Raw genomic sequence first — 6827 nt, 5'->3', positions numbered from 1 at the left:
GCCGACGACTACATCACCAAGCCCTTCTCTCCCCGGGAGTTGGTGGCGCGCCTCAAAGCGGTATTGCGCCGGGCCGACCCTCAGGTCAACGGCAATCCCATCCGGGTTCAGGGCCTGTGCCTAGACCCCGCCAGCCACCGGGTCACCATCAACAACCGGCCGGTGGATATTGGCCCGACCGAGTATCGGTTGCTGGAGTTCTTCCTGACGCACCAGGAAAGAGCTTATACTCGCAGCCAGTTGCTCGATCATGTCTGGGGTGGCAATGTCTATGTCGAGGAGCGCACGGTGGATGTCCACATCCGGCGCCTGCGCAAGGCTCTGGCCATAGACGACCACGAGAATCTGGTGCAGACCGTACGCGGCACCGGCTACCGGTTTTCGACCCAGGCAGGTTGATCCCTGAACATCCGTTGAATCGCGGGGCCTGTGCATTGGCTCCCTGAAGAGGCCGGTTATTTTGCTGCGTGGTTACAGCGTCGAAGTTCGGCGCCTGCTGATAATCCTTTCCCTGTGCGCCCTGGTCGGCTTCTGGTTCGACCATGTGGTGTGGGCGCTACTGGCGGGCAGTCTACTGTACGTCTCCTGGATGGTGTGGCAGATCCGCCGGTTGAATAAATGGTTGCTGCGTAACAATGACGAGCCGCCACCGGAATCGAGCGGTATTTGGGGCGACCTGTTCGACAATATCTATCACCTGCAACGCCGTCAGGTGCAGGAGAAAAACAGCCTGCAGGCGGTCATCAACCGTGTTCAGGAAACCAGCGCGGCGCTGCGCGATGGCGTGATTGTGCTCGACTGGCGCGGCTGTCTGGATTGGTGGAACCCCTCCGCGCAACGGTTGCTCGGTTTTCACAGCAGTGACCAGGGCAAATCGGTCATCAACTTCATTCGCCACCCCAAGTTTGTGAATTACTTCGAAGAGGGCAGCTACAGCGAGCCGCTGGAAATTCCCTCGCCACGTTTCACCTCCAAGCGTCTGCAGTTTCAGATCACCCGCTTTGGCCGCAACGAACGACTGATCGTGGTGCGTGATGTGACTCAACTGCATAAGCTGGAACAGATGCGTCAGGACTTTGTGGCCAACGTCAGCCACGAGCTGCGCACCCCGCTGACCGTCATCAGTGGCTACCTGGAAACCCTGTCGGACAGCGGTACCGATCTGACGCCGCCATGGCGGCGGGCGCTGGATCAGATGCAGCAGCAATCAAAGCGCATGTCGCTGTTGATCAACGACTTGATTACCTTGTCCAAACTCGAAACCACGGAGTCGGGTTACAACCACAAGCCGGTGAAGTTGGAACCGTTACTGCAAGCGATTCGCTCCGAGGCCACGGCTCTCAGTGGCGAACGGGGGCATGAAATTTCACTGAAATGCGAGTCGCCCGACTTGCAGCTTATGGGCAACGAAAAAGAACTGCACAGTGCCTTCTCCAACCTGGTTACCAATGCCGTGAAATACACTCCGGCCGGTGGCAAGATTGCCATGCGCTTGTGGCAGGCGCACCGGCAGATCTTTTTCTCCGTGCAGGACAACGGCCCGGGTTTCGATAGCAAACACATTCCGCACCTGACCCAGCGCTTTTACCGTGTGGAACAGAGCCGCAACAGCGGCACCGGTGGCACCGGCCTGGGCCTGGCCATCGTCAAACACGTCCTGCTGCGCCACGACGGCGAGCTGCAGATCAGCAGCGAAGTGGGCGTGGGCAGCACCTTCACCTGCATCTTCAGCCAGCCCCCCACCGAGTAAGGCGCCCATGCGGCGCCCCACACCCGTGGGCCGCGTAGGGCGGATAAGGCGCAGCCGCATCCGCCGTTACCCAACCGCAGGTCACGCATGTCGTGGCATAAAACCACCGTCGATTAACGCTACCGCCGAGCGTGCTATAGTAAGCTCCCCTCAAAAAAGCAGTACCCAGGACACTATGCCCGAACTACCCGAAGTCGAAACCACCCGCCGGGGCATCGCCCCCCACATCGAAGGCCGAACCGTTACCGAGGTCGCGGTCCGCCAACCCAAGTTGCGCTGGCCCGTATCCGAACCGCTCGCGGCGGCAATACAGGGCAAGCGACTGCGCGAGGTCGGACGTCGGGGGAAATACCTGCTGCTGGGGTTCGACAGTGGCACTGCACTGATTCACCTGGGTATGTCCGGCAGTCTGCGCATCGTAAAACCTGACGAGCCGCCGCGCTTTCACGATCACTTCGATATCGCCTTTGGCAACCGTGTGCTGCGCTACTGTGACCCGCGCCGGTTTGGTTGTCTGCTCTGGGTAGAATCGGACCCCTACGGGCACAGCCTGCTGGCAAGCCTCGGGCCGGAACCGCTGGGAGAGGACTTTACGCCTGACTACTTATTCCAGCGCAGCCGCAAGCGCCGGGTTCCCATCAAGCAGTTTCTGATGGACAGCAAAACCGTCGTGGGGGTGGGAAACATCTACGCCAACGAGGCGCTGTATATGGCGGGAATCAAGCCCATCCGGAAAGCCTCAACGCTGACCAAGCGGCAGAGCGAACTGTTGGTTGCGCAAATTCGATTTGTGCTGCAACGCTCCATTGATCAAGGTGGCACTACGTTGAGGGACTTCGTTGGCGGCGATGGCCAGCCGGGCTACTTCAAACAGCAGTTGCTGGTTTATGGCCGAGGCACCGAGCCCTGCAAGCAGTGCGGTAAGGCGCTGAAAGAAATCCGGATGAACAACCGGACGACGGTGTATTGCACCGACTGTCAGCGCTGAACGCTCACGGGTGATGCGGGCCGCGTCACCAACCAGATCCCCCCGCACACCAATATCAATGCCAGCAGGTTTTTCCAGGCCAGGATGGTTTCCCCGAGAAACAGCGCCGAGAGGCCCGCGCCGAAGATCGGAATCAGAAACTGGAAGGGAATCACCTGCCCCACGGGGTTGTGCTTGAGCAGGAAGCTCCACAGCGCAAAGGCCGCGGCGGACAGTGCCATCAGATAGAAAAACAACACCCCGCTGGTGGCAGTAAGCCGGGGAATATCTCCACCGCCGCTCAACCCAATACCAATCAGAACCACGCCGCCGATGGTCAACTGTTGGGCGGTCATGACCATCGGGTCGATGTGTTGGGACAAGCGCTTGCCGTAGATCAGCGAGATCGATAGCACCAGGGCAGCGATGGCGATAAAACCCTCGCCCAGCAGGGTGACATCAAAGTCCAGGGGGCCCTGCCCCAGGTTGATCAGCACCACCCCCGCAAAGCCGATCAGGCATCCGAGGCTGCGGCCGGTACTGAGCTTGTCGTTGCGGTAAATAAAATGCGCGAGCAGCACCGTAAAGAAGGTGCCGGTGGAGTTCATGACCGCCGCCTTGACGCCGGTGGCGTTCGCCAGGCCAATATAAAAGAACACATACTGAAGCGTGGTCTGCAGCAGCCCTAGCAGAGCGAGCTGACCCCACTCGCGGGCGGAGAAGCGCCACAGGGATTTGCCCATCAGGGCCGCCAATACCAGCAGAATGACGCCGGAGCCGAGAAACCGGTAGCCGGCAAACAGCATCTGGGAGGCGGTGTCGGTGGCCGCCATGGCCATCAACTGGTAGCCGGTTTTGATCGCGGGATAGGCGCTACCCCAGAGAAAACAGCAGAACACCGCCGTGGCGATGACCCAGGGGCGGCGACCGAAAAGCGAGTCGCGGATCATGCTCAGTGGTGGGGTTTGTGGCCGAACTTGTGGGCCAGTGCCGTTTCAACCTGGTGGGGAACAAACTTGCTGACGTCGCCGTTGAGGCTGGCGATCTCCCGTACAATAGATGAAGAGATAAAAGACAGGTGTTCGGCGGGCGTCAGAAACAGGCTTTCCATGTTGGGTTCCAGGGCGCGATTCATATTGGCCAGCTGGAATTCGTATTCGAAATCGGAAACCGCCCGTAAACCGCGCAGCACGGCCTGGGCCTTTTTTTCGTGGACAAAGTCCACCAGCAGGGAATCGAAACCGCACACCTCGACGTTGCTCAGGTGGCTGAGGGTGTCCCGGGCCAGGGAGACGCGCTCGTTCAGACTGAAGAGAGGGCGCTTACGCGGACTTTCCGCGACACCGATAATCACCCGATCAAACAGTCGGCAGGCCCTTTCCACCAGGTCGATATGGCCATTGGTAATCGGGTCGAAAGTGCCGGGATAAACCACTGTGCGCATGGGAAGTCTCTTGGTTGCGGTCATCAAAGGCGGTGATGGTAATGAATTTGCCCCCGGGGCGCCAGTTTCCGGTGCGTGCCGGTCAGCGGTCTACGAAATATAGCCGATAGCGCACCTGTCCGCTGATTTTGTCCCGATGCAGGTGCCAGTGTTCTGGGACGACGATGGGGGTGTCCGGTTCTGACTCGATATAGACCGCGGCATCCGGCGTCAGCCAGCCGCCCTCGGACAGGCGGTCGATGCTGATCTGCCAGAGGTCGTGTTGAAACGGCGGGTCGACAAAGACCACATCAAACGGCGTGGCCGGCGCGGTGGTGAGCCACTCGAGACTGTCGGCCTGAATCACCTCGCCGGCGGTAGTTTTCAGCGTCTTGAGATTCTCGCGCAACTGAGCGGCGGCGTTGGGGTCTCGCTCCAGGAGCAGGGCTTCATCGGCGCCCCGGGACAGGGCTTCAAACCCCAGGGCTCCGGAGCCGGCAAACAGGTCCAGACAGTGGGCGCCGGGCAGGAAGGGGGCCAGCCAGTTGAACAGCGTTTCGCGAATCCGATCGCCGGTCGGGCGCAGCCCGTCCACCGCCGGAAAGGTGAGTTTGCGGCCCCGCCACTGACCGCCAATAATGCGCAGGGGCTGGCTGCCCGGGGTGGGTTTTGCGGATTGGGTCACGCTTCGCTGGGGCGCTTTTCGGGTGCGGGTCAATGGGGCCTCTCTCTGAACCGGGTAGAAGTGGTAGGATAGCGCCTTTCCGCCCGTTCCTTAAAGGTAGACCCGTTCGCTTATGTTGTTTTTCAAACGCAAGAAGCCTACGCCCGAGGCGTCCGAAGGCCAGAAACCCTCATCCGAGGCATCGTCACCGGAGGCGCCTGAGTCGGTAGAGCCCTCAGCGTATAGAGAGCCTTCAGCGCCTGAAGAGCCCTCAGCGTCTGGGGAGCCCTCAGCGTATAGAGAGCCCGCAGAGTCTGGAGAGGCAGAGCCCCAAGAGGCTGCGTCCGACCCGGCCCGCGACACCCCGGAAGACCCCAAGCCCAAAAAAGGCCTGTTCGCCCGTATCAAGGCCGGCCTGAGCCGCACCAGCAGCCACTTTTCCGAGGGGCTGGGGAATCTAATTCTGGGCAGCAAGACCATCGACGATGAGCTGCTGGAAGAAATCGAATCCCAATTGCTGGTGGCGGATGTGGGCTATGAGGCCACCACCGACATCATCGACAACCTGACCGACCGGGTCGCCCGCAAGCAGTTGAATGACCCCGAGTCCCTCTTCAAGGCCCTGCGCGAGCAGTTGTCCGAACTGCTGGCGCCGGTGGAGTCGCCCCTGGTGATTGACTCATCCAGAACCCCTTACGTGATTCTGGTAGTGGGTGTGAACGGCGTGGGTAAAACCACCACCATCGGCAAGCTGGCCAAGCATCTGCAAAACCAGGACAAAAAAGTCATGCTCGCCGCCGGGGATACCTTCCGGGCGGCCGCCGTCGAGCAGCTCCAGGTCTGGGGTGAACGCAATAATGTGCCGGTGATCGCCCAGCACACCGGGGCGGACAGCGCCTCGGTGGTGTTCGACGCGCTACAGGCCGCCAAGGCCCGCGGTACCGACGTGCTGATTGCCGATACCGCCGGTCGACTGCACAACAAAAGTCACCTGATGGACGAGCTGGCCAAGGTCAAACGGGTCATGGCCAAAATTGACGAGACCGCCCCCCATGAAGTGCTCCTGGTGCTCGATGCAGGCACCGGCCAGAACGCGGTCAGTCAGGCGCGGGAATTCATTCAGTCCGCCGGCGTCACCGGGCTGGTGCTGACCAAACTTGATGGCACCGCCAAGGGCGGTGTGATCTTCGCGCTCAGCAAGGAGTTCAATTTGCCGGTGCGCTTTATCGGCGTCGGCGAGGGGGTGGATGATCTGCAACCCTTCGCCGCCGAGCCGTTCGTCAATGCCCTGTTTGGCGAGCAGCGCGGCTGACCGAGGAGAGTGTCCGCGTGATTCGGTTCGATAACGTCAGCAAACGCTACGGCAGCGGCCAGGATGCCCTTTCCCGGGTCAGCTTCGACGTGGCCCGGGGGGAGATGCTGTTTCTCACCGGTCACTCCGGGGCGGGTAAAAGTACCCTGATGAAGCTGATCATGCTGATGGAACGGCCCACCCAGGGGCAGGTGTTCATCGACGATCGCAACCTCAACCGGCTGTCCCGCCGACATATTCCCTACTTCCGCCGCAAGGTGGGCGTGGTCTTTCAGAACCACCAGTTGCTGTTCGACCGCACGGTGTTCGATAACGTCGCCCTGCCCCTGCAGATTGCCGGCTATCAGGCCTCGGAAGTGGGCCGTCGGGTGCGCGCGGCGCTGGACAAGGTGGGGCTGCTCAGTAAAGAGCGGCACAATCCGATCATGCTCTCCGGCGGTGAACAGCAGCGGGTGGGTATTGCCCGGGCCGTGGTCAACAAACCGCCGCTGCTACTGGCGGATGAGCCGACCGGTAACCTCGACCCGGAACTGTCTGCCGACATCATGAATCTGTTCGAACAGTTCAACGAAGTGGGCGTGACGGTGATGATCGCCAGCCACGACCTGGCCCTGCTCAAGCGTATGAACAAGCGGGTGCTCGGCCTCTCCGGCGGTCAGGTGGCTCACGATGGAGTCCTGCCGTGAGCCCCCGTCGACCCACCGCCCGTAA

At 60.9% G+C, this 6827-nt stretch carries 8 protein-coding genes; 5 read left to right on the top strand and 3 right to left on the bottom strand.

All coding sequences use genetic code 11. From position 1 onward, the window contains the following. The 3 genes from B3187_RS03895 to mutM form a co-directional block, all read left to right on the top strand. Positions 1-399, top strand: a 399-nt coding sequence (locus B3187_RS03895) for a winged helix-turn-helix domain-containing protein (protein WP_286804663.1), incomplete at its 5' end; no start/stop codon positions are given. A 61-nt stretch (positions 400-460) separates the two neighbouring features. Next, positions 461-1750, top strand: coding sequence for a phosphate regulon sensor histidine kinase PhoR (gene phoR, locus B3187_RS03890; protein WP_286804662.1), 1290 nt, complete (start codon positions 461-463; stop codon positions 1748-1750). Positions 1751-1925: 175 nt separating this feature from the next. Then, a complete protein-coding gene (mutM, locus tag B3187_RS03885; protein WP_286804661.1) occupies positions 1926-2738 on the top strand; it encodes a bifunctional DNA-formamidopyrimidine glycosylase/DNA-(apurinic or apyrimidinic site) lyase in 813 nt (270 codons plus the stop codon). Here mutM and B3187_RS03880 read toward each other — a convergent pair. The 3 genes from B3187_RS03880 to rsmD form a co-directional block, all read right to left on the bottom strand. Next, positions 2729-3667 (bottom strand): DMT family transporter, encoded by a 939-nt coding sequence (locus B3187_RS03880; RefSeq protein WP_286804660.1) that lies wholly within the window; start codon positions 3665-3667, stop codon positions 2729-2731. The genes mutM and B3187_RS03880 overlap by 10 nt on opposite strands. Positions 3668-3669: 2 nt before the next feature. Next, on the bottom strand, positions 3670-4161 hold the full coding sequence (gene coaD, locus B3187_RS03875) for a pantetheine-phosphate adenylyltransferase (protein WP_024461582.1): 492 nt from the start codon (positions 4159-4161) through the stop codon (positions 3670-3672). A gap of 82 nt (positions 4162-4243) precedes the next feature. Beyond that, complete coding sequence (gene rsmD / locus B3187_RS03870; protein ID WP_349678195.1) at positions 4244-4858, bottom strand: 16S rRNA (guanine(966)-N(2))-methyltransferase RsmD; 615 nt, start codon at positions 4856-4858, stop codon at positions 4244-4246. A gap of 79 nt (positions 4859-4937) precedes the next feature. On the opposite strand from rsmD, the gene ftsY reads away from it, so the two are divergent. Further along, the gene (gene ftsY / locus B3187_RS03865) at positions 4938-6116 is read left to right on the top strand and encodes a signal recognition particle-docking protein FtsY (protein ID WP_286804659.1); all 1179 of its coding nucleotides are present in this window, start codon (positions 4938-4940) and stop codon (positions 6114-6116) included. 17 nt (positions 6117-6133) lie between these two features. Then, positions 6134-6802 (top strand): cell division ATP-binding protein FtsE, encoded by a 669-nt coding sequence (gene ftsE / locus B3187_RS03860; RefSeq protein WP_024461579.1) that lies wholly within the window; start codon positions 6134-6136, stop codon positions 6800-6802. The last annotated feature ends 25 nt before the right edge of the window (positions 6803-6827 follow it).

This window comes from Marinimicrobium sp. UBA4209, assembly GCF_002381585.1.
GTDB lineage: Bacteria > Pseudomonadota > Gammaproteobacteria > Pseudomonadales > Cellvibrionaceae > Marinimicrobium > Marinimicrobium koreense.
This window is presented reverse-complemented; position numbering and strand designations above follow the sequence as displayed.